Below are 19,250 nucleotides of genomic sequence, written 5' to 3'. Positions count from 1 at the left end.
GGACGACTGAGCTAGTCTGTATTAATAAAAAAAATTTAGGATGCTTTGGGAATTGTTTATTTTAAAAACATACGGTATGATAGTTATTCGCACAGAAATTGCATTCAATTAACGAATTGATAAGAATATGAAACATTGCGGCCACCAGTACCCAAACTGCATGCAAACAGTTAATTCTGTTACGGTAGTGCTTGGCCGGAATTTCGCATTATTTCTAATTAACCTTCTCTCTATCGTAATTATCCCACTCTCCTTCCCCTAGAGCAGTCATACTTTTTGATCATCCGCTTCTCTAGGGAAGATAGATTCGGATGATCCTAAGATGATTAATTATTTTGGAGAGTAATGATGACTCAATCGAATCATGAGAATAACACGACGCAAATCACAAATATTAATAAAGTTGAGCCTAAAGTAACCATAGCCCAAAGTTTAACAATTGGATCAATAGCTGGAGCGGCAGAAGTTTTGATTGACCACCCGCTTTGGACTATAAAAACGAGAATACAAAGTGGTCAGCCATTTACATTGAATCCTTCTTTGCTGTATCGCGGTGTTTTGCCGAACGCCGCCAGCATGATACCTATTACGTCTGTCCAGGTTGGCCTGAATCGATTTGTGCAAAACGTATGGTCTCATAAGACAAATAATCAATCCTCTACAGAGCGCATTTTAAGCAGTTTTGTGGCGGGGGTTGGATCTTCATTCATAAGCTGTCCCACTGAAATGGCTATGACTTATCAAAGCAAGGCAGGTGGAAGTTTTTGCACTGCTGTAAACTCTCTGGTCAAAGAAGGGGGCTGGCGATGTTTATTTACCGGTTTACCAGCTACAGCTTTAAGAGATGGTAAGTTTGCAGCGTTTTTTTTGGCAGGCATTCCTATGATAAAAACTCAAATAAGGCCATACTACTCTAATGAGGAAGAGGCCACATTTGTTGCAGGGCTTGGTGCCGGAGCTTGTGCGACATTAGTCTCCCAAGGGCATGACACCTTAAAAACCGAACAGCAAGCCGCCACTCCAGTTGGGTCACTTTCTTATCGTAATGCTGTTAAACAAATCTACTCTAATGCAGGTGGTTATGGATTTTTTAAAGGCGTGATTCCTCGAGGTTCACGAGTTGTCTCAGCAATTACCATTATGGGATTGGTTTGTGAAAAAATGGAAGCTAAGTTTAGTCAATATAATGCTGAACATATTCACGATGAAGAATGCGGGGAAAGTATGGGAAAAACATTATAGTTTTTAAGTACTTAATACGGCCAGGGTAACCTGGCCTTACTGATTGTTAATTTTAAAACAATAGGATTATACTATATTTCTTTGGTAAATTAATGAAAGGGATATCTTCATGCACCATAACATGATTAGGCTGGGAGGCTTATTTGGCATATTACCCCTTGTGCAAGGGCTGGTCGTTTCCTTTGTCTTTGATCTAAAGTTACCATCATCTAACATGAGTGTGGCCGAGCTTACCAATCATTTTGTTCATTCTAATCGAGCTGCCTATGCAGTTGATCTGCATACTTCGGTAATGTTTGGTGTTTCAGTCCTCATATTTTATGGCGTATTACGGACTGCTTGGAATCAACCTGGTGTAAAAGAGCAAGCGAGCATCTGGGGGTGGTTGGCTGATGCAGGAATTATTCTTTGCGCAGTCTTTGGGATGCTTACAACGATACTTTGGGAAAGTTTTACTTTAACGTATAAATCCTTTGAAGCATTTAAAGTACTTCCACCTGATATAGGACTTGCACTTGTACTCTATTCCGCAGGCAACTGGGCCATTTCATATTCCACCTTTATCTTTGGATTGGCAGCAATAAGTATTGCTGTAATCGCTTTAAAGACCGGTGTGATCGTTAAATGGATTGGTTGGATTACTATGATAGTCGGTGTTATTGCTATGATTGGATATTTTAATCCTAATACGTTTATTCTTATGTTGCTATGGTATCCCATACTTGGATTGGTCATGCTAATCGCCCCAGGTCATATTATCCCAGGGCGACCAAGTAGGCAAAATGTAACGGGGCTTTAAAAAATTAAATCATTAATTACAGGAATTTTACAGGAGAATTCATGACAAATTCTAACAAGCCTGTTTCAAACCGCACCGTATTTCTTGTGCTATTTTTGATTTTAGCTGCCATTTTACTTTGGCATTTCTTTCTTCCTATTCTCGGCATTGCTATTGGCATGACGGCCTTAGTATGGGGTATTTTGGTATCCGCATCCGTTTTAACCGTTATTTTAATCCTTTTATTTTTTATTTTTACAGGCATTGGAGTTATTGTTTTAAGTTTGGTCGGAATTGTTGGGTTTATTGTGGCAATCGTTATTGCACCGGTTGTATTTCCTTTTCTCTTGCCTTTATTGGTATTAATACTCTTTATTGCTTATATTAGACGTCGCTCTAGTAAGTAAGTGTTACTCATCAGGGCTTTATGCGCAGTATCGGTTTGAGGCTCCTAGCATGGATGTTGTGCTTAAAGCACAGCAGGTAGGTGATTATGGCTTGAACGTGGCAGCCCTTCGTCATCTCTACTTACTACCTAGTTAAAGTTTTTTCTTAAGACTGGTTTCTGGTTCGGAAGGTTGTTCTGATTGACGCAGTTTAGTTGCTTGCTCTTTGAAGTGATTAAAGTAGGTGGTTGTCGTTGTGCTAGGTCCAAAAAAACGACTAGAGGATTTTCGCTCACCGCTGTCAATGACTCGGTTTACTGCGTTATTCGTGGAAGCGCTGCCTTGTTCGTACTCTTTTATTGCTTGGTATTGCTCATAAATCCTTTTAGGGACTGGATAGGTTTTATGTTCAATGGTAATGCGATAGCGGCTTAGCGTATCCCACCCCTTTTTGCTCAGTGTTGTAACCTCAATATCTTGTTTTACCGATAATAAAAACAGTCTTTTGTTTGCTTCACTCAACTCCTGATATAACACCTCATCTGTAACCTCAGGCAGTAAAGCCTCACTTAATGAAAGTGCTTTGTTGACCAGAGAGTTAACCTCGGTGGCTTCCTCTAGATTTACTTGTATATTATCCGTTGAACCAATGGAATCGGCCAAGTTATTAAAATGGTGTATTAAATTTACTAAAAATGTACGGCCAGGAGACTCAGGTTCAAGATTTAAATTGACTGCTTTGGTAACGCTGGATACCGATAGGGGACCTGTTTGTTCCATGGATTGATAAAGCGCTTCAGTAACAAAATGACTATAAAGTGACTTTAATGTTTCGTTTTGTGTTGTTTGGGAGGAAGAGAGGTCTTTCGATTTCGAATTGTAGAGTTCCAGTGCTATATTAGCATTTGAAATCAAATCTTGCTGCGGTATGCTACCTTCTAAAAATTCTTTAGAGCGCGCTAGTTGCGTAAGTTCCTCAGTAAGAGCTGGCACAACTGGCTGAAGGTCAATCTTTTCTCGAAACGCCTTGAACAGTAATTGGTTTCTTGCCCCGATGAGAGATTGTTGTAAGCCTGGATCCTTTAGGACACTAATTAATTTAGTTGCGACGGTGAGCTGTTGAATGATGGTTTCGGGGCTTTGGGTTGATTCTTCGACACGATTAAGCTCATCTATTATGTCAAAAACAACGTCGCGATCAGGCGATTGAAGCCTAGGCGTGAAGTGAATTTGCTGAGTTATTTCATTGATTGAATCAATATTCTTTTTCATTGCAGCTTGTTGAAAAGCCTGCTTAACAATCGAGCTATAAAGTGATTTTAATTGTTTGACTTCAGGTCGAAATGCTTCAGCATCTTCATGCTCAAACATTTGTTTGGCATCGTTTGCTGTTGCAATTAATTCATCCAGTGAGGTTTCTGGATTATTAGCTTTCTCTAAAACATCCATTAGCCGCTCGAAGCTTTCTAGTTTTTCTTCGCGAATTTTGTCTATAGTGTGTTTCTTTTTTTGCTCAGCTTGGTTTGTTCTTTGAATAGCTGCTTTGTAATCCGTTTCATCAGAAGCCAAAGGAGTTACTAAATCGTCATCCACTTCGACAGTTAATGGAGTTTCTGGCTTTGTTTCAATCTCTGTAATTTTGTGTTCTATACGTTGAATAAACACCTCTTTATGTTCATGCAATTGCCTAAAATCGATATCTTGAAACGCCTCTCTCATGATTTCTTCTGCGTTACTTATTGCTTGTATCTCATCGGATGAATTAGAAGCCATTAGAAGAGTTACATCGGTTAACGAACTGGATATATCATAAAATAAGGCATCGAGTACTAATCGCTCTTCATCAGAAAGCGCATCCACTTGTTCTTTAGGAAGAAATTTATTAGGGTTTTGTAAATCGGAGCGATTGAGCTTAATTCCTGCAATGGTTGCGTTTTTTTCCTGAAATTGACCATTTGAATCAAAAACATCCCAAATGTTAGCGGTAGAAAGCGCTACCTTCCCGCCAAGATGTGAGCGTTCATCATACTCTAAACCCGGTTTTTTCAGTTTACCCGCTCGAAGTACGGCAACATCAATTCCTTCTTTCGATTTAGCCAGTAATTTCAAAGCATGTAAAGCATCTAACAACCGCTTCTTTTTGCTAATTCGGATGGTAGCCATAAATGCAATTTATACATTAGTTTAAGTAAATATAGCACACAATGACTAAGATATAATCAGGTTGTTGATGGCTAAGAAGTTTGAATCTTTCGATTGGGTGAATAGAGGTATTTAGATTAGACCGTTTCGGTATATCGGCGGTAGTCTTTTCCTCCTTGTTGTTTTGCTTGATACATGGCCTCATCCGCGTGAATCAATAATTTTTCCCGACTTGTTCCTGCTTCTGGATAAGTCGCTATCCCAACACTTAGAGAAATGGTGCGATCCTCTTGAAAATTGAGAACATTTTGGGTGACGATTTTTTCAGCTAATTTTTCAGGCGCAACAGGTGTCTTAATAGGTTGCATGATAATAGCAAACTCATCACCGCCTAATCGGGCAATAAAATCATCTATACGGATGCTTGAAGCAAGTCGATTGGCTATTTGCTTGATAAGTTCATCTCCTGCATGATGGCCTAGTGTGTCGTTGACTCCTTTAAAACCATCAATATCAATAAATAACAAGGCGAAATTTAGTTGATGGCGTTCGGCTCGAGCAATGGTTTTTTCCAACACTTTATCAAACTCCAAACGATTATTAAGCCCAGTTAAGGGATCCGTTCGAGATAAAACTTTTAATTTTTCTGTTATATCGATCAGTTGTGATCGCATATCAGCGATACGTTGCATTGCTTTGATTTTGGCGGCTAAAGTAACCTTGCTAATCGGTTTGGTTAAATAATCATCTCCCCCTGCATCAATGCCTTTAGAAATATATTCATCATCAATGGAGCTACTTAAAAAAATAATGGGGATCCATTCGCTTTGATTCAGCGCGCGTAATTTTCTTGCGCACTCAAACCCGCTCATTCCTTCCATCACTACGTCTAATATAATCAAATCAGGATGTTCAGATTGGAAAAGCGCGATTGCATCTTCACCACTAGTCGCCTCTAAGACCTGATGTCCCAGCTCATTCAGCGCATCGGATAATTTTTTTCGAGTTAATTTGGAATCGTCGGCGATTAAAATATTCATCTTCAGTCCTTTGATAGTCCTAGGCGGTTAAGTAATTTTTCTTGACTGCTTGGGTCAAACGACAATAAAAAAAATCCTTTAATTTTTTTATTTTTTATTGAAAACTCGGTATCAATTAGACTGACTTCATCCGTTTGCTCGGCAAGGCTAATGAGCATCTCTTGAATTAACGCACCAAGCATATCAATCGCCAAAGCAGGAGGAGTGCACATGATAGTATAGCCCGTTAGTTGGTTTAAGGCAGTTAAATACCCCCCTAAACAAATATTACTCATTTCGGTTAGAGCGGATGTTTCAAGTTCTTCTAAGGCATTTAATGACTTAGGCTGTTTTCCTAGCCAAGTTTCCAGTAGCATTAAGGGGGTATCGCCTGGATAAATGATTAATACAGTTCCGGATAAATCTCCTTCTAGTCTAGAGAAAACACCACAGGTTACTTGTTCTGCACTGCCTAAATAATCGGTTACTTCTTCAAGTAAAAGTTGTTTCACTTTGGGTGGGGTAATTTCAACCCGATGATTTAATAGTAGAGATAACCCTTTTGCCGCATGCCCCATACCGCTGGTGCCGACTTCTTTTAAGGTATCCAATATGAGTTGATTGGCTATATTCATTGTATTATCCTTTTTAAGCATCATCCTATATGATTAACTAATGTCGATGCATCCAAAATCAATGCCGCGCGACCATCGGCTAACAAGGTTGCCCCTGAAAAAATATCAAGATTTTCGATGGATGTTTCGAGAGGTTTAATGACAATTTCTTGCTCACCTAGGAATTCATCAACCAATAAGCCCAGTTTATGATGGTTCACTTGGCATACGACGATAGACATGAATTTTATGGACTCAGTTCTATTTTGTGGTGAAGAAAACTTTAATATTTCACCCAAACGTATTAGGGGGATCACTTCATTACGATAAGGTAAAAACTCTTGAGCCCCCACATTCCGAATGGACTTGGGGTCTAGTTTTACGGCTTCTAGAATATGATATAAAGGGATGACCAGGGTATCGCTTTCCAAACGAATTAACAAGGCATGAATAATGGCCATGGAAATCGGCAAACGCAGAGTAAAAATGCACCCTTTATCGGGTTTGTTTTGAATTAAAAGACTTCCTCCTATTGCATCGATTTTACGTTTAACGACACTCATACCCATACCGCGGCCAGAACGTTCAGTAATTTCTTCTGTAAGAGAAAAACCTGGCTGGGCGATCATCAATAAAAGCTCTTGCTCGGTGAGTTGTGTTAGGCTTTCTTTTGTAACCAAGCCTTGTTTAAGCAACTTGGTTTTTAATACGTTAATATCTATCCCAGCTCCATCATCTTCTACTTGAATGACAACTTGGTTCTGCTCACGATGTGCACTGACGTAGATATGCCCTGTTTCAGATTTACCTTTCTCTTTACGTTGTTCAGGGGATTCAATACCATGGCTGAGCGCGTTTCTTAAGATGTGTAATAAGGGATCGTTGATTTCATCTAAAATCATTCGATCTAGTCCTATATCCGAGCCGCTAAAGATTAATTCAACAATTTTATTTTCTTTTTGAGCATCATTACGAATCAGGCGCGGATAGTAATTGAAAATATACTGTAATGGTAGTAGACGCATTTGCATGGTTTCATTTTGGAGTTGATTGATAATGCGCTCCAACTCATTTACATTTTTTTCAAAGGCTTCATGTTCGATAGATTGAGAAAGTTTTATTAATCGAATCTTACTTAAATGCAATTCTCCAACTAAATTCATTAATGATTCCAGTCGTTCTAAGTTAATTCGAACATATTTTAAGCTAGAGGTGCTTTTAATCTCTTCAGCACCGGCAGGTTGTTCGTTGGTTATAACTTGTGAAGTGGCTTTAGGTGCATCTTCTTTGAGTTCTTGGAGTGTGGCAATTAGCGGTTTTTCATCCAATTGTGGTGCTTGGCCGGATTGAATTTCTTCAACCATGGCTTGGAGCAAGTCTACGCCATTCAGTAATTCTGTTGCTACTGATGCGGTATAAGTTAACTGACCTTCACGAATAAGACTTAAGGTGTTTTCCATGGCATGAGCTAAATTGACGACCCGCTCATAGCCCATTGCTGCAGCATTTCCTTTTAAGGTATGGCTCGCGCGAAACACCTCATCTAATGTATGAGTATCATTGGAAGACTTTTCAAGTTGAATTAAGCCTTGATTTAACGTCGTGAGTAATTCATGAGCCTCGCTGACAAAGAGTTCTAGGTATTGATCCGTATTCATGATGGCTCCTGCACTTCTTTAAGAATAGCTATAGGGATTTCATGAATCGGTAAAATACGATCGATGACTTGAGCAGCGATGGCCGATTTGGGCATACCAAATACCGCCGAGGATGCTTCATCTTGGGCAATCGTTCTACCTCCATAGGATTTAATGGTTTGACAGCCTTCAACCCCGTCTTTACCCATACCTGTTAAAATCACACCCAAGACACGGTTTTTGAGTAGTGCTGCGGCTGAGTTAAACGTGGCATTGATGGAAGGTGAAGTAGTGTAGACATTATTTTTATTCAAAATTATCCGATAAAGCTCATCAGATTTACTTATTTTTTCTAAGATTAAGTCAAAGCCATAAGGAGCGATATACGCATGCCCAGGTTGTAAAATATCTTCTGCTTCTGCGAGAACCACAGTTAGCGGGGAGGTCGCATTTAAACGCTTTGCAAAATTTGCAATAAAAAATTCTGGCATATGCTGAAGTACAATAACCGTAGCTGGAAAATCGTTTGGTAGGTTTTCCAAAATCTGGGTAACCGCTTTAGGCCCTCCTGTGGATGCGCCAATCAGGATAAGTTTTTGAAGTGGGGCTTTGTTGTCTGAAAGAGAATTATTCACCTTACCTTACCCTTAAAAACATATCGTTTTTCTATCGATTCCTTTGATTTTTTCAGCTTCACCTGGCCACGACAGGTATCAAAATAAATACTTCGACCGCTATGACCACCAATATCGCATCCGAGTACTGGAATATTCGCTAACTTTAATTCATACAACACGGCTTCAGCATTTGATTTTCCAATCGAGCGCTCTGGATTGCCTCGTTGAGGGAACATATTGGCCCCTCCAAATACGAGAGCCTGTATTTCTTCAAGCTTAGCACCTTTAGCGCGCATTTTTTTAAGTAATTCGGGTAGGGCTGTGTTAGCGAATTTTCCTGGATGAGTTATTGTGTCGACGTTTCTTGAATTTGGTAACATAACATGAGCAATCCCACCAATTTTTTGACGTGGATCATATAACACGAGCCCAATGCATGAGCCTAAACCAATGCATATTAATTCATCTGGGCATCTGGCAACTTGTAGATCAGCCATATTAATGTGTACTTGTTTTATACTCATTTAAGTAAATTATTAACCACTTCAATAATTTGGTTTTCTTGAAACGGTTTGGTAATAAAATCATCGGCCCCAGCTTGGAGCAATTCAACTTTGATTTCTTCTTGCCCCATTGCACTAACAATGATAATAAACGTATTTTGATTTTGACTTTTGATGGTTTTCACAGCCTTTAGCGTATTAATACCATCTTCTTCTGGCATAACCACATCGATAGTCATTAGATCTGGCTTTGAACGTTCATACAATGAAATCGCTTCTTTAGCTGTGGCGCCTTCACCCACGATCGTATGTCCTAATTTACTTAATATGTCGTTGAGCATTTTTCGCATAAACAATGCATCATCAACGATTACTATGTTACTCATGCGCTTCTCCGTGTGAGGCATTTTCTACTAAGTTTTGGTCGGCTAGAGAAAGAATTTCTGATAAATCGAGAATAATAATCAAACGAGTATCTAACTTTCCCACACCCTGTATGTACCAAGCATTTTTGCGTTTTTTAATGATTTCAGATGAGGATTCAATTTTGTCTTTAGCTATTCGCAGTATTTCGGGAACGTCATCAACCAGTAAGCCTATTGTGGCCTCATCCACTTCAACCACCACAATCCGTTTGGGTTGAATAGATTCAGAGAATTGAGATAGACCCAAACGTTCATTCAAATTCATTACAGGAATAACACGCCCTCGCAAATTGATAACGCCCTCAATATGATTCGGAGCATTAGGGAGACGCGAAATTATCATCATGGGGACGATTTCACGTACTTGCATGATATCAATACCAAACTCTTCTTGTTGGAGACGAAAGATAACCAGTTGTTTTTCGCTATCGCTTTGATTACTCATCATCTTTGTTCAATCCTTATGCGTAGATTCTTCTACTTTAAATCGCTTTACCATCTCTTGAAGCATTAATGCCATTTGCGCTAATTCTTGTGATGAAGAAGCGATTTCTTGCATGGATGCTGACATTTGCTGAGTTGAGGAACCAACTTCTTCAGAGCTTGCGGCAGATTCTTCAGCCGCTGATGCAATTTCTTCAATGCGAAGAACCACTTGATTATGTCCTGTGGCTAAATGCTCGGTCGATTCAGAAATTAGCTGAATGGAATCGGAAGTTTTTTCAACGGTGGAAATGATGTTTTCTAGTGCTTCACTGGTTTTAGCGGCTATTTCACGACCTTCCTCTACTTCTTCGCTACCAAGTTTCATAGCCTTAACGGCATTGGCGGTTTCTTTTTGTATGCCTATGATTAATTCACTGATTTGATCGGCTGCTTTGGCTGAGCCTTCTGCGAGTTTTCGAACTTCTTCTGCAACCACGGCGAACCCCCGGCCGGCTTCACCTGCCCGTGCGGCTTCAATTGCAGCATTTAGCGCGAGTAAGTTGGTTTGATCAGCAATATTAGTAATTGTTTCAACAATTTCACCAATTTGCTCGGAGCGTTGGTATAAGGTTTTAATGACATTAGCTGTATCGGTGACTTTATCATGAATAGAATTCATTTTACTTAATGTATTTAACATAGACACACCACCTTGCTGAGCCACTTCCGTTGCTTGATCTGAGGTGGATGCGGATTGTTGAGAAGCTTTTTTAACTTCGTCTAAATTTTTATTCAGTTGCTCAATCACCTGGCTCGTTTCTTGAACCTGTTGAGCTTGATTTTGCGATGCGCGAGAAATTTGTTGAACTGCAGCAGCTATTTCTTCAGTTGCTGCACTTAATTCCTCTGAAGATGAGGATAGTTGTTGGCTGGATGAAGAAACACCATCCGAGGTTTCTAAAACACGCTGAACAATTTCACGGATCCCAGAAATCATGCGGTTAAATGCTTCTGCTAGTTTCCCAATCTCATCTTGAGTTGTTATCTCGATACGCTGTGTCAAGTCGCCAGACGCATTGGCAATTTCGTTAATGCGTTTTGACATTTGATTTAAAGGTTTGGTGATGTATCGAGCTAAAAGATAAGACAGGATTAAAACCAATACGATAATAATGACCGATGTCCAAAGTAAGGTATTTTGTAATTTATCTACCGGAGCAAAAATAACGTTAACAGGTGCCACAGAAAAAACCTCCCAACTGCCTCCTTTATTAACGCCAAATTCCTCCAAATCGGCATATCCAGCTAACACTCGATCACCTGATTTATCCGTGTAAATTGTAAAGCCATCCTCATCGCTAGCGGCGATAGTTTTTAGTTTAGGATTGATTTCGGCGTCGGGTAGGGTTTGCCAAAGGACTGCATCTGGATTTCCTGAAGCCAGTAATCTTCCTTTTTTATCCACCAAAAACGCAGCTTTATCCCCGGGAGTTTTTTTTTCGAGTTGGACAACAAAATTTTTAATGGCGTCCATGTTTAGGGCAATGACTAAAACGCCTGTTAAGGATGGTTTTTCATCATATACAGGTATTAATATATGTATTTCCAAAGCGTTAGTTTGCTCATTGTAATAGCCGTCTTGAAAAATGACTTCATCGGGCTTGAGTTCTTTCACATTATTAAAGAGTGTATCTAATATAGGACTTTCTTCTGCTACCTTTTTATTAATTAAATTAGGAGCCGTAGAGGCAACGATGATGCCATCCTTGTTTACAAAAAAAATATCTTGATAATCGTTTGTTTCTTCCTTTAAATTGGTAAAGTATTGATTAAGCCCTTGGGGATCTTCTTTTTGGGTCAATAAAGTTTCAGAAATAATTTTGGCATCGGTAATTTTGGATTGTAGATACCGATCAATTGAATTAGCAGCCGATTGGCAAATGTGCTTTAAGTCATTACCAATCGAATCTTGTAATGCTTCTGTAGCACTTTTTGTTGCAACGAAAGAGACAACGGCAAGAGAAATGAGAAATAACAAACCAAAACTTAACATGAGTTTGGCATAAAGTTTCATCGTCAATCCCTTTGATTTTTTTCTTTGATTTATAACAGTTTAGCACAAACTAATTTGTAATTTTTTTGTAGATACGCTCGCGCAGGTGATATATTTCGAATCGATGGGCTACGTTTGATAATAAGAATTCGGTTTTGCCAAGCATTAAAAACCCATTTTTTTTCAACGATTGGTGAAACATTTCAAAAATATTGGCTTGCAGTGGGCGGTTGAAATAAATTAAAACATTTCTACAAACGATCAAATCCATCGATTTTAAAGGCTTAGAAGAAATAAGATCGTGCCGTTGAAATTGCGTTACTTTTTTTAGCAACGGGGAAACAACATAATCCTCGTTATCTTGAATGAAATAACGTTTGAGCATCGACTTTGGTAGGAATTCAAGGTTTTTTGCAGGATAACGACCTGCTTTAGCTCTCTCTAGTGATGCCACATCGATGTCTGTACCATAAATCATCAAAGAGAATTCTTTTTTTTGTTTTCCAAGTGCTTCTAAAAAAATCATGGCTAAGGTATAAGCTTCTTCACCACTGCTGCTTCCTGCGCTCCAAATATTAATACTTGAGCGCCGCTCTGTTGCTTTCTCTTCGATGATGCTTGGAGCAACCTCATGTGCAATAATATTCCATGCTTCCTTATCACGATAAAATTCGGTTAAATTAATCGTGAGATAATTAAGTAGTGCATCAATTTCAGAAGGGTTTAGGTCTAAAAAGGTAAGATAATCCTCATAACTTTGAAGATTAATAAGCCTTAAACGGCTATCAATACGGCGTTTTAAGCAAGAAGGACGATATTGACTAAAATCCAAACCACTCATGTTTTTTATTTTTAGAATAAGTGTTGCAAAATGGTCTGTGGCTTCTTTTTTATTGGTCATGCTTATAATTTCTTATGGGTGTTCTTATAGGATAATTTAGTATTAAAGATCCGAGGAGTCTCTCTTGTTTAAATCCAAATCCCAACGTCGACCATCAACGCTATAAACCTGTAATTGGTATTCTTTTTGTGGGTTTAGCTTTTTAGATGAATTCAATCGAATGATTGCTTCAGCGCTTTCGGGTGCAATGAGCCCATATTGTCCAACTCGCACTTGATTGTAAGCGTAACTGTTTTGAATGGCCTGCTTTGGTAGTTTTTGTAGCTCTGTTCCAGGCCAGGCTTCAATTAAGGCATTGTTTTCATCTCTTAATTCTATTCGAACGAGGTACATCGGGACGGCATCTGGGCCTGCATCAACATACATTTTGAATTGAATCTCATCATCAGGAAGTAATTTTGCATTGCTCAAGCTAAGATGAAAGACATTAGGATTTACAGGCCCTGCATGATAGGGCGTAAATACGGCACCACGATAATAATCATAGGTGCCAACCGTGAATATAGCTGTTACTACAAAAAACCAAATCGCAACTTTTTTTAATGTTGGAAAAGACCATGGGGCACTGCCGAGCAGCATAAACCACTTTTTGTTAATCATTTCAGGTCTTTTTTTCATTAACCAAGCATCAATTGAATAAGCCATGCTGCCACTTAAGACTAGGGTTAACCCAATCGAAAGATTTGAAACGGCCATCGTCCACTCATCCATGCACGTAGAGCCTTGCCAACCGAATAAAATCATGAGAATCACACTAATAAACGCTGTAAGGAGTGCTGCTGCACGTGTGAAAAAACCAAAAATTAATGCTAAACCGCTTATTAATTCTAATAAACTAAAAATAATGATTGAAATATAGAGAAGGACAAAATGTTGTAATAAAAAACTAACTACAGGGCTTAAATCAAATAACATTCCCGGCATGGCGCTTTGGACTTTATTCGCCATCCACTGTGGTGCATATGGGTCTAACTTATAGGGGTCATAAATAAATCGTCTTGATCCACCACCCCAGAATATCCATCCTTGAACAAATCGAATGCACAGTATAACTAAACCAATTGCCCGCCAATTATTTGAAGCGACATTTAAATGAGCTTGAGATTGCACAGTCCCTCTGCAAACCTATATGAATAAAAATGATTATTTCATAATAAAGATAGGAAATTAAAGCTTTTATTTTGAATGTTATCATCCAGATGACTATATTTTACTCAAGCACACCTATTTTTTTTAGTTATGACTTTTGACCATTCAAAAAAAGAGCTTGATTTTACCAAAGACGATCGAACCATGAGCGAAGTTGCCAGTTATGTTATGAATCTGACAAAAAATCTTATTAAACAAAGTTCCACACGTGAAGCTTTAAATGAAAAGGGCTATCCCGAAAATGGGCCTATTGAGCAAACCATCCGAGCCTATCAATCGAAAGGAAGTTCAGTTTATGAGCAAGCTCTAGATGCTATGCAGACAGGCTGTGGCAATTGCCAGGAGATGGCTTATACAGGAGCACTATTGTTACGGCTGGGGGGTTATCAAGGGCCTGTAAAAATCGGGATATTTGGACTGAATCATATGTTTTTGATACTGGATGATTATATTATTGATACATGGGCAGGAAAACATTATCCCTTTAAGCGTTGGCGAGAAAATCTTGTGGGGTATGGTGGGGCAATTCGTGATGGAGTCATGATGGGGAAGGTTTTTCCCGCCAATCATTTTGAGTTGGAAGATGAAATTCCAGAGGTCACGCAAGAAGTAGGAACCTTATCGGATTGCCTGCCATCTTTAAATTCACAGAAGGAACTTCGAGGAATCGTTCACAGTCATTTTATAAGACTGGACAAACAAAAGAAGGAAGCGCCTACTCATACCCATAAACCATAGGTTAAGCAGCTTTGTGTTCGGATATCATAAATGGTTCTGTTTTTTTTACCCTTGATTGGTATAATTCCTCGATAATTTTTTACTTGGAGTTCGTATGCTTGCCATTTCAAAGGGTATTCAAGATTCTATAAAGCAACTGTGTGTTGAGAGATACTATAATCCCGGTGATTTTGTGGAATTTACTGATAAATTGCTGTCTTTAGGTGTGATTAGGCAAACATATGACGTATTACAAAATGGTCTTATTTTTTATTCTAAAGACGCAGTTCTATACCATTTACCAGTCAGTGAGGTTGATTCATCGATTGATGAAAGTTCATTTGATATTGGTGATTCATTGGATTTAACTCGGATTAAAAGCGCTATTCAGAATTTTGATGAGGATAAACTATCAGTTAATGAATTTCATCACGAAGTTGCTTGTGCTGGAATTGTGTATGTTAGCGTGCATTTAAACCAAAGAACAATCTATTATTTAAGCCAAGATGGGAAATATTTCCTTGAAACTTATTAATGAGATTAAAAATTAGCATCGCGTCGCGACTTAGAATAACAAATGCCATTTTTGTATTTTAGTGGTAGTTGTATTAGGGGTGTTTCGAACCAACTTAAGAGTCTAAAGCGAAAAACAATTCCTTGGAGTTAGGTCGTCTGATTCTGCCAATTCCGATTGTTCTCCATTTTCTTGCTCTACTACTTCCCAAGTGGGATGGTTTTCTGTCATTATGATGTTTAAAAATTGGTCGCCAGTTTTTAAATAGTTAATGCTTTGGAATTCAATTTTCTCGGGAGTGCAAAAATATAAGTTACACTGCTCGATTGCGTATTGTTTCAAGGCTTGTACTTCAAGTTCAGTGCCAGTCACTAATAATTCACCTTGGGTATTATGTTGGCGTCGTTCTCCGCCAACAATAAACAATCGGTTAAGATGGAGTTTTTGCGAAGGTGAGCTTTGGAGCTGTCGACGAGCTTCGGAATATACGGTGTATATTAGTTTAGAGACTTCATCAAGAAAGAAACCTTTATCCTCTTCATCATCCTCAAAGGTTCGATCGAAACCAGACCAATGATACATCCCAATAAAGGGTTGGGTATTAAGATGGCCATAGAACATTAGGCATATACACGTGGTGACACCGATGGTCATTAAAGAATCGTTGTCATTTTTTATCAGCTTAAATACGCATTCATCCATTTCAACTAGGGTTGGATCAAAAGATGATTCAGGCTTCTCGAACATGACACCGATGGGATTGATGAAAATTAAACCATTATAGCATGAAATGTTCCTTAAATTGACAGCTTTGAAAGCCCGCCTCATGATTAATTTATTTGTAACCGAGCTTATAATTTGTAAGAATATCTCGTAATTAACACAATATGGACAACCGCTGGCTATTTTTTACAGCATCCCTTTTCCGGACTTTTCCCACGAAAACCAAGTTTTTATGAGGTTTGATAAACTATCTATTTTTTATTTTCCAATTTGGATGACCAAGATGAAGTTAACTGATGACCATTGCAAGGAAGCTACCAATTCCCCGCTCGGAAAAAAAATAACGTATATTTCGGAGTATACTCCAGAGTTGTTATTTCCCATACCTCGAAAAGGAAAGCGGGATGAACTCCATGTTCCCAATCCCATTCCATTTTTTGGCTTTGACACGTGGAATGCTTATGAGGTTTCTTGGCTTAATCTCAAAGGAAAGCCGCAAAATGCGATTATTCGATTTGATATTAATTGCCACTCCGTGAATATTATTGAGTCAAAATCATTTAAATTATATTTAAACTCATTCAACAATACACGTCTTGAATCGATGGAGGAATTGGAAGCGCTTTTGACAAAAGATATTAAGCGATTAGTGGAGGGAGAAGTGCGAATCACCCTTTATACATTGGATGATTTGCTGAACCAAAACATCGAAACTTTCGACGGAACTTGTCTTGATGGCTTAGATATTGAAATAGATTCATTCCAAGTTAATCCAGGTCTATTGACCACCGATAACACTCAGATTGTCCATGAAACATTATATTCTCACTTATTAAAATCAAATTGCCTTGTCACAGGGCAGCCTGATTGGGGCTCAATTCAAATCCTTTACTCTGGAACAAAAATTAATCACGTGGATTTATTGAAATATCTAGTCTCTTTTCGAAATCATAATGAATTCCACGAGCAATGCGTCGAGCGTATCTTCATGGATATTCAAACATTTTGCCAACCATCTGAATTAACCGTAACGGCAAGATACACAAGGCGAGGAGGTTTAGATATTAACCCAACTCGAAGTTCAAAACCTATCGGCCCAGTAAGCAACATCAGGATGGCTAGACAGTAAATCTCTTATGGCGTTCAAATTAATAGTGATGGCATCAATATATCGTATGGTTTCATCTTAAGTTTTATCTTAGAGGTTTTGACTAAGAAAAAATGTATGCTATCGTGAAGCTATCACCCATTGGAACTATGGAATATATGGGATTGATTCAAGAACGATAAGGAATATCTGTATGGAATCAGAACGCCGTTTGAACCTAGCATTAAGAAAAAGACCCAATAGTCAAAATGCCGTCTCCAAACCCTCCTTTTTTGTTCATCAACCTACTAAAGTGCCTTCTTACGTTGCGCGAGAACAAAAACATGCCCCATTTCTTCCACCCTTAGATGATTGTAAACCTTCCTCCCAAGTAGAGCTGTCTTTAGCCAGAGTTAAGCCAAGACGACCTCCTTCTGAACAAAAATCATTCTTTTCTAAGGTACCAAATGCTAAGCTACCTCCTATAGAAGAAAAAAAGCCAAGCATAATAAATGAACGTTCATTCACTGAGGTAGAGATATTAAAGCAGCTACTCCAATATAAAAAACAAACGCTAGCAGAAATACTTGAGATTCATCGATTGTTACATGAGATCTATATTCTTACCTGTAATGACGTCACGCTTTCTCATAAAGAAAAAAATAAATTAATTGATACAGCCCTTAAAGATATGTCTGTTAATAATGTTCGTATAAAAGAAATCCGTGAAGAAATCAAAAAAGTTCAATTAGAACTCGACGAACTCCGTGCACCCTCTGAAAGAGCGCTTCCTTCTATATCATACTTGGTGCGCAAGTAGGGCTGTGTTATTAGGTATGTTGGCCATTGTCCTTGCTTAAGTGCCTCGGCTGATCCGCATCCAGAAAAACCTTGGTAAAAGGGGAAAAAATAGTTAATCCAATTGTATAAAGAATGCTTTTAGATAATAAGTTTCTGGCATAGCCGGATGAATGGGGTGATCAAATCCAGGGTGGCCTCGTAAGATTAGCCGTCCCGTTCGACCGGCTTGAGCAAGACTTTGTTGAATGACTTCTTGTAAATCATGTTCAGATAGATGATGGGAGCAAGAGGCAGAGACTAGGATTCCCCCTGGTTGCAACAATTTAAGTGCTTGTTGATTAGCACGATAATAAGCCGTTAAACCTTGTTTGAAATCTTTTCGTCGTTTAATAAAAGCGGGGGGATCTAAAACGACAACATCAAAAAGTTCTTCTTGATGTTTTAAGAGCTTTAATGCTTCAAAGGCATCTGATTGAAAGATATGAACGTTATCTTGAACCTGATTTAGTCGGGCATTATGTTGCACAAATTCCATTGCCGTGTGTGATGAATCTACACAAGTCACATTGGCAGCACCTCCCATTGCGGCTTGGATCCCCCAGCCCCCTGCATAACTAAATACATCTAAAACACGCTTACCTTGAGCTAATGACTTTAAAAAAGCACGATTTTCACGATGATCATAGAACCAACCAGTTTTTTGTGAAGCTTCACGAGGAATTTCAAATCGCACGTCATTCTCAATAATGGTTAAATATTCAGGTAATTCTCCATGTAACTCTTTTGCATATTTAGGGAGATTTTCTAACTCGCGCATGCTGCTATCGGCTCGTAACCAGATAGAGTTTGGTTGAAACAGTTCGATGAGTGCACCATAAATTGCTTCAATCTGTTGTTCCATGCCTGCGGTATTAATTTGAATCACAAAATCTTGATCATAACGATCAATGACTAAACCTGGTAACGCATCGCTTTCCCCATAAACTAAACGATAATAGGGTTTGTCATAAAACTGCTCACGGTAACGTAAGGCATTTTGTATACGTAGCTTAATCCAATCATCAGGTAGAGTAGATTGATCAGTAAGCAGCCTTGCGGTAATTAAGGAATGAGGATTTACATAGGCAATACCCAACGTTTGCCCTTGAGAATCACACACCTCAACGAGTTCTCCTTGAGAAAAATCTTTTAAAGATGAGCGCTTGGTATTAATTTCATTGCTGTATATCCAGCGATGACCTTGGAGTAAACGTTTTTGATGGTTTTTTTGTAGAATTAACTGTTTCATAGTTCGTTATATGTGCATCGGCTTTATCAAAAGCGAATGATATCCTAATCGCTATGGTGTAACAAAGTAAACGCTCCAAACTAGAGTTATTTTTTAATTATTCTTGCCTAGTTACTGTGTTTCATTAGCCTTCTTGATAAATGCGTATTTCTTATTCAATTATTGATTATCTGATTTCCAACAATAGACGTAGACACTTTTATCTTGAATCAAGATCTGGGAGATTTT

At 38.6% G+C, this 19,250-nt stretch carries 20 protein-coding genes; 7 read left to right on the top strand and 13 right to left on the bottom strand.

Annotated features, from left to right (window positions below):
- Positions 1 to 345 precede the first annotated feature (345 nt).
- The 3 genes from E1O41_RS01845 (at position 346) to E1O41_RS01835 (ending at position 2,427) form a co-directional block, all read left to right on the top strand.
- Positions 346 to 1,242, top strand: coding sequence for an MC/SLC25 family protein (locus E1O41_RS01845; RefSeq protein WP_131775600.1), 897 nt, complete (start codon positions 346 to 348; stop codon positions 1,240 to 1,242).
- Positions 1,243 to 1,351: 109 nt separating this feature from the next.
- Complete coding sequence (locus E1O41_RS01840; protein ID WP_165481066.1) at positions 1,352 to 2,041, top strand: hypothetical protein; 690 nt, start codon at positions 1,352 to 1,354, stop codon at positions 2,039 to 2,041.
- 41 nt (positions 2,042 to 2,082) lie between these two features.
- A complete protein-coding gene (locus E1O41_RS01835) occupies positions 2,083 to 2,427 on the top strand; it encodes a hypothetical protein (protein ID WP_131775598.1) in 345 nt (114 codons plus the stop codon).
- Between the two features lie 132 nt (positions 2,428 to 2,559).
- Here the strand turns inward: E1O41_RS01835 and E1O41_RS01830 are convergent, their stop codons facing one another.
- The 11 genes from E1O41_RS01830 to E1O41_RS01780 form a co-directional block, all read right to left on the bottom strand.
- Positions 2,560 to 4,569 (bottom strand): hypothetical protein, encoded by a 2,010-nt coding sequence (locus tag E1O41_RS01830; protein ID WP_131775597.1) that lies wholly within the window; start codon positions 4,567 to 4,569, stop codon positions 2,560 to 2,562.
- A gap of 116 nt (positions 4,570 to 4,685) precedes the next feature.
- On the bottom strand, positions 4,686 to 5,588 hold the full coding sequence (locus tag E1O41_RS01825; protein ID WP_131775596.1) for a two-component system response regulator: 903 nt from the start codon (positions 5,586 to 5,588) through the stop codon (positions 4,686 to 4,688).
- Positions 5,589 to 5,590: 2 nt separating this feature from the next.
- Positions 5,591 to 6,202, bottom strand: a complete 612-nt coding sequence (locus E1O41_RS01820; RefSeq protein ID WP_165481065.1) for a chemotaxis protein CheC — start codon at positions 6,200 to 6,202, stop codon at positions 5,591 to 5,593.
- A 20-nt stretch (positions 6,203 to 6,222) separates the two neighbouring features.
- Positions 6,223 to 7,839 carry a chemotaxis protein CheA gene (locus E1O41_RS01815; protein ID WP_131775594.1) on the bottom strand — a complete coding sequence of 539 codons (1,617 nt, stop codon included), beginning with the start codon at positions 7,837 to 7,839 and terminating at the stop codon, positions 6,223 to 6,225.
- On the bottom strand, positions 7,836 to 8,453 hold the full coding sequence (locus E1O41_RS01810) for a CheB methylesterase domain-containing protein (protein WP_131775593.1): 618 nt from the start codon (positions 8,451 to 8,453) through the stop codon (positions 7,836 to 7,838). The genes E1O41_RS01815 and E1O41_RS01810 overlap by 4 nt, the downstream gene beginning before the upstream one ends.
- Complete coding sequence (locus tag E1O41_RS01805; protein WP_131775592.1) at positions 8,450 to 8,959, bottom strand: chemotaxis protein CheD; 510 nt, start codon at positions 8,957 to 8,959, stop codon at positions 8,450 to 8,452. The genes E1O41_RS01810 and E1O41_RS01805 overlap by 4 nt, the downstream gene beginning before the upstream one ends.
- Entirely contained in the window at positions 8,956 to 9,324 is a 369-nt protein-coding gene (locus E1O41_RS01800; protein WP_131775591.1) for a response regulator, read from the bottom strand. Before E1O41_RS01800 ends, E1O41_RS01805 begins: the two co-directional genes overlap by 4 nt.
- Positions 9,317 to 9,811, bottom strand: coding sequence for a chemotaxis protein CheW (locus tag E1O41_RS01795; RefSeq protein ID WP_131775590.1), 495 nt, complete (start codon positions 9,809 to 9,811; stop codon positions 9,317 to 9,319). Before E1O41_RS01795 ends, E1O41_RS01800 begins: the two co-directional genes overlap by 8 nt.
- Positions 9,812 to 9,817: 6 nt before the next feature.
- Complete coding sequence (locus E1O41_RS01790) at positions 9,818 to 11,863, bottom strand: methyl-accepting chemotaxis protein (RefSeq protein ID WP_131775589.1); 2,046 nt, start codon at positions 11,861 to 11,863, stop codon at positions 9,818 to 9,820.
- Positions 11,864 to 11,912: 49 nt separating this feature from the next.
- On the bottom strand, positions 11,913 to 12,743 hold the full coding sequence (locus E1O41_RS01785) for a CheR family methyltransferase (RefSeq protein ID WP_131775588.1): 831 nt from the start codon (positions 12,741 to 12,743) through the stop codon (positions 11,913 to 11,915).
- A 42-nt stretch (positions 12,744 to 12,785) separates the two neighbouring features.
- Complete coding sequence (locus tag E1O41_RS01780; RefSeq protein WP_131775587.1) at positions 12,786 to 13,853, bottom strand: TQO small subunit DoxD; 1,068 nt, start codon at positions 13,851 to 13,853, stop codon at positions 12,786 to 12,788.
- A 183-nt stretch (positions 13,854 to 14,036) separates the two neighbouring features.
- Between E1O41_RS01780 and E1O41_RS01775 the strand changes: the two genes are divergently transcribed.
- The gene (locus E1O41_RS01775; protein WP_165481064.1) at positions 14,037 to 14,630 is read left to right on the top strand and encodes a hypothetical protein; all 594 of its coding nucleotides are present in this window, start codon (positions 14,037 to 14,039) and stop codon (positions 14,628 to 14,630) included.
- A 94-nt stretch (positions 14,631 to 14,724) separates the two neighbouring features.
- Positions 14,725 to 15,144 carry a DUF1398 family protein gene (locus tag E1O41_RS01770; protein ID WP_131775585.1) on the top strand — a complete coding sequence of 140 codons (420 nt, stop codon included), beginning with the start codon at positions 14,725 to 14,727 and terminating at the stop codon, positions 15,142 to 15,144.
- 102 nt (positions 15,145 to 15,246) lie between these two features.
- On the opposite strand, the gene E1O41_RS01765 is transcribed toward E1O41_RS01770, so the two are convergent.
- On the bottom strand, positions 15,247 to 15,870 hold the full coding sequence (locus E1O41_RS01765) for a hypothetical protein (protein ID WP_131775584.1): 624 nt from the start codon (positions 15,868 to 15,870) through the stop codon (positions 15,247 to 15,249).
- A 259-nt stretch (positions 15,871 to 16,129) separates the two neighbouring features.
- On the opposite strand from E1O41_RS01765, the gene queF reads away from it, so the two are divergent.
- Positions 16,130 to 16,975, top strand: a complete 846-nt coding sequence (queF, locus tag E1O41_RS01760) for an NADPH-dependent 7-cyano-7-deazaguanine reductase QueF (protein ID WP_131775688.1) — start codon at positions 16,130 to 16,132, stop codon at positions 16,973 to 16,975.
- A gap of 172 nt (positions 16,976 to 17,147) precedes the next feature.
- Positions 17,148 to 17,753: a hypothetical protein gene (locus E1O41_RS01755; RefSeq protein WP_131775583.1), complete on the top strand. Its 606-nt coding sequence runs from the start codon at positions 17,148 to 17,150 to the stop codon at positions 17,751 to 17,753.
- Between the two features lie 93 nt (positions 17,754 to 17,846).
- Here the strand turns inward: E1O41_RS01755 and E1O41_RS01750 are convergent, their stop codons facing one another.
- Complete coding sequence (locus E1O41_RS01750; RefSeq protein WP_131775582.1) at positions 17,847 to 19,022, bottom strand: class I SAM-dependent rRNA methyltransferase; 1,176 nt, start codon at positions 19,020 to 19,022, stop codon at positions 17,847 to 17,849.
- Between the last annotated feature and the right edge of the window lie 228 nt (positions 19,023 to 19,250).

It is taken from the genome of Legionella impletisoli (genome assembly GCF_900639875.1).
Taxonomy (GTDB): domain Bacteria; phylum Pseudomonadota; class Gammaproteobacteria; order Legionellales; family Legionellaceae; genus Legionella_A; species Legionella_A impletisoli.
This window is presented reverse-complemented; position numbering and strand designations above follow the sequence as displayed.

Bases quoted from the DNA above. Each gene is read 5' to 3' on its own strand.
- E1O41_RS01750 (WP_131775582.1), bottom strand. From the start codon at position 19,022: ATGAAACAGTTAATTCTACAAAAAAACCATCAAAAACGTTTACTCCAA.
- queF (WP_131775688.1), top strand. From the start codon at position 16,130: ATGAAGTTAACTGATGACCATTGCAAGGAAGCTACCAATTCCCCGCTC.
- E1O41_RS01755 (WP_131775583.1), top strand. From the start codon at position 17,148: ATGGAATCAGAACGCCGTTTGAACCTAGCATTAAGAAAAAGACCCAAT.
- E1O41_RS01805 (WP_131775592.1), bottom strand. From the start codon at position 8,959: ATGAGTATAAAACAAGTACACATTAATATGGCTGATCTACAAGTTGCC.
- E1O41_RS01845 (WP_131775600.1), top strand. From the start codon at position 346: ATGATGACTCAATCGAATCATGAGAATAACACGACGCAAATCACAAAT.
- E1O41_RS01790 (WP_131775589.1), bottom strand. From the start codon at position 11,863: ATGAAACTTTATGCCAAACTCATGTTAAGTTTTGGTTTGTTATTTCTC.
- E1O41_RS01830 (WP_131775597.1), bottom strand. From the start codon at position 4,569: ATGGCTACCATCCGAATTAGCAAAAAGAAGCGGTTGTTAGATGCTTTA.
- E1O41_RS01800 (WP_131775591.1), bottom strand. From the start codon at position 9,324: ATGAGTAACATAGTAATCGTTGATGATGCATTGTTTATGCGAAAAATG.
- E1O41_RS01815 (WP_131775594.1), bottom strand. From the start codon at position 7,839: ATGAATACGGATCAATACCTAGAACTCTTTGTCAGCGAGGCTCATGAA.
- E1O41_RS01765 (WP_131775584.1), bottom strand. From the start codon at position 15,870: ATGTTCGAGAAGCCTGAATCATCTTTTGATCCAACCCTAGTTGAAATG.
- E1O41_RS01770 (WP_131775585.1), top strand. From the start codon at position 14,725: ATGCTTGCCATTTCAAAGGGTATTCAAGATTCTATAAAGCAACTGTGT.
- E1O41_RS01795 (WP_131775590.1), bottom strand. From the start codon at position 9,811: ATGATGAGTAATCAAAGCGATAGCGAAAAACAACTGGTTATCTTTCGT.
- E1O41_RS01825 (WP_131775596.1), bottom strand. From the start codon at position 5,588: ATGAATATTTTAATCGCCGACGATTCCAAATTAACTCGAAAAAAATTA.
- E1O41_RS01840 (WP_165481066.1), top strand. From the start codon at position 1,352: ATGCACCATAACATGATTAGGCTGGGAGGCTTATTTGGCATATTACCC.
- E1O41_RS01785 (WP_131775588.1), bottom strand. From the start codon at position 12,743: ATGACCAATAAAAAAGAAGCCACAGACCATTTTGCAACACTTATTCTA.
- E1O41_RS01775 (WP_165481064.1), top strand. From the start codon at position 14,037: ATGAGCGAAGTTGCCAGTTATGTTATGAATCTGACAAAAAATCTTATT.
- E1O41_RS01835 (WP_131775598.1), top strand. From the start codon at position 2,083: ATGACAAATTCTAACAAGCCTGTTTCAAACCGCACCGTATTTCTTGTG.
- E1O41_RS01820 (WP_165481065.1), bottom strand. From the start codon at position 6,202: ATGAATATAGCCAATCAACTCATATTGGATACCTTAAAAGAAGTCGGC.